The 2,253-nt window shown below is 75.5% G+C and carries 4 protein-coding genes; 3 read left to right on the top strand and 1 reads right to left on the bottom strand.

Annotated elements, in window-relative coordinates; genetic code table 11:
- The first annotated feature begins 227 nt into the window (after positions 1–227).
- Both HGA02_RS17015 and HGA02_RS17010 read left to right on the top strand, forming a co-directional pair.
- Positions 228–1,115, top strand: coding sequence for a DUF72 domain-containing protein (locus HGA02_RS17015; RefSeq protein WP_168680361.1), 888 nt, complete (start codon positions 228–230; stop codon positions 1,113–1,115).
- Complete coding sequence (locus tag HGA02_RS17010; protein WP_168680359.1) at positions 1,112–1,432, top strand: STAS domain-containing protein; 321 nt, start codon at positions 1,112–1,114, stop codon at positions 1,430–1,432. The genes HGA02_RS17015 and HGA02_RS17010 overlap by 4 nt, the downstream gene beginning before the upstream one ends.
- A 78-nt stretch (positions 1,433–1,510) precedes the next feature.
- Here HGA02_RS17010 and HGA02_RS17005 read toward each other — a convergent pair whose 3' ends face one another.
- A complete protein-coding gene (locus HGA02_RS17005) occupies positions 1,511–1,927 on the bottom strand; it encodes a hypothetical protein (RefSeq protein ID WP_168680357.1) in 417 nt (138 codons plus the stop codon).
- On the opposite strand from HGA02_RS17005, the gene HGA02_RS17000 reads away from it, so the two are divergent.
- Positions 1,926–2,253 (top strand): hypothetical protein (locus HGA02_RS17000; RefSeq protein WP_168680355.1); only part of this gene is annotated, 328 nt, incomplete at its 3' end. The two genes, HGA02_RS17005 and HGA02_RS17000, sit on opposite strands and share 2 nt — an antisense overlap.

Here is a 2,253-nt window from a genome sequence, read left to right as displayed (position 1 = left end):
CGTGCCAGAGCGCGCCGTCGGGGGCGGTCCACCAGCACGGGTCCGCGGCACCGCGACGGTGCGGCGCGACCGTGCGGCGCACGTCGAGACGACCGGCCGGGCGGTAGACGTCGACGAGCACCGGGGCCGCCGCGTCGCCCTCGGGGCCACGCGCGGGGGAGCTCTCGACGGTCACCCGACCAGTGTGCGCCCTTCCGGATGCCGGTCTGGCGTCCGCCGTGCAGGCTGTGCCGGTGGCCATCCGGGTCGGGATCAGCGGCTGGCGCTACGCCCCCTGGCGTGGCGTCTTCTACCCGCGCGGCCTGCCCCAGCGGCTCGAGCTCGACTACGCCGCGCGCCGGCTCACGAGCATCGAGATCAACGGCTCCTTCTACTCGCTGCAGCGCCCCGAGAGCTACCGCGCGTGGGCCGAGCAGACGCCCGACGACTTCCTCTTCTCCGTGAAGGGCCCGCGGTTCGTCACGCACATGCGCAAGCTCGCCGACGTCGAGACGCCGGTCGCGAACTTCCTCGCGAGCGGCGTCCTCGCGCTCGGCGCCAAGCTCGGCCCGATCCTCTGGCAGCTCCCGCCCACCCTCGGGTTCCACCCCGACCGGCTCGCCGCGTTCTTCGACCTGCTGCCGCGCACGACGGCCGCCGCGGCGGAGATGGCGACGCGGCACGACGAACGGCTCGACGACCGGGCGTGGACGACCACCGACGCCGACCGCCCGCTGCGGCACGTCCTGGAGGTGCGGCACGCGTCGTTCGAGACGCCCGAGCTCGTCGACCTGCTGCGCGCGCACGACGTCGGGCTGGTCGTCGCCGACACCGCCGGCCGGTGGCCCGTCATCGAGGACGTCACGTCCGACGTCGTCTACGTCCGCCTGCACGGCGACACCGAGCTCTACACGAGCGGCTACGAGGACGACGCGCTCGACCGCTGGGCCGCGAAGGTCCGCACCTGGGCGGACGGGGGCGATCCGGCCGACGCGCGACGGCTGCGCGGCGCGGCGCCCGCGTCGGAGGGGCGCGACGTGTTCGTCTACTTCGACAACGACGTGAAGGTCCGCGCGCCCGTCGACGCGATGGCCCTGTCGGCCCGGCTCGGGCTGCGGACGGAGGTGAGCGCGTGAGCGGCGGCATCGCGGTGGCGACCGAGGGGTCCGTCCTGCGCATCACCCTGGAGGGCGCCGTCGACCTCGCCGTGCGCGAGTCCGCCGCACCCGTGTGGGCAGCCCTCGCCACGGGCGACCAGGACGTGGTCGTCGACTGCGCGGACGTGACGTTCGTCGACTCGACCGGCCTGTCGCTCCTGGTCCGTCTGATCCGCGACGCGACCGAGTCCGGCCGCCGCGTGCGCCTCCACGGCGCCCCGCGCCCGGTGACTGAGATCCTCGCCGTCACGGGCGTCGACGCCTGGATGCGCGCGCAGGGCGTCGAGGGCGTCTAGCCACCGGGCCTGACCGCGCCCCCGTGCGCCCACGCCGTCGGGCCGGACCGCGCCCGCCGGCGACCTCGACGCCGGGACTCAGCGCGTCGGGTCGCCCAGCAGGCCCCGCACCGCGGAGCGGACGCTGGGATCGGCGTCCTCCGCGAGAGCGGTGAGGCGCGCTCGCAGGGTCTCCTCCGTCGGGTCGCCCGCCATGGCGGCGGTCGCGCGGACGCCGACGAACGTCGCATGCAGGTGGTCGAGGAGGTCGGGCTGCGCCCGTGCCCATGCCTGCGCGAAGAGCCGCCACGCGACCGGCGACCCGTGGTCGAGGAGCGTCCTCGACGTGCTGTCCGACACCGCCGTGTCCTCCGGGTCGAGCAGCAGGTCGACGACCACCGCGCGGACCTCGGCGACGTCGTCGACGAGGGGAGCCAGTGCCCGCCCCGCCTCGGCCCTGTCCTGCCAGTCGGAGGATCGCGCGCGGTCGAGCAGCCCGGCCACGGTCGGTGTCATGGCGAGGAGTGTGGCACCCGCCCGTCGGTCAGTGGCCGCGGAGACGTTCGATGAGGCGGCGGTCGCGCTTCGTCGGGCGGCCCGCGCCGCGGTCGCGCTGCCCGGCGACCGCGACGTGCTCCTTGGGCGGGACCGCGGGGGAGCGGTCGAGGTAGCACGCGACGGCGACGTCGGCGCCGACGCGCTTGACGACGAGCCGCTGCACGATCACGACGCGCTCGCGGGCGCCGCCGCGCAGCTCGTCACCGCGATGGGCAAGGGCTGGAACCTCGGCAACCAGCTCGAGGCCAACATCAACGGCGTGCCGAGCGAGACCGCGTGGGGCA

It is taken from the genome of Cellulomonas septica, assembly GCF_012396155.1.
In the GTDB taxonomy this organism is placed as follows: domain Bacteria; phylum Actinomycetota; class Actinomycetes; order Actinomycetales; family Cellulomonadaceae; genus Cellulomonas; species Cellulomonas septica.
The sequence above is the reverse complement of the archived record's forward strand: the minus strand, read 5'-3'. Positions and strand labels throughout refer to the sequence as shown.

What these genes read in the sequence shown, in the direction of transcription:
- HGA02_RS17005 (WP_168680357.1), bottom strand. Translation starts at nt 1,927, where the DNA reads ATGACACCGACCGTGGCCGGGCTGCTCGACCGCGCGCGATCCTCCGAC.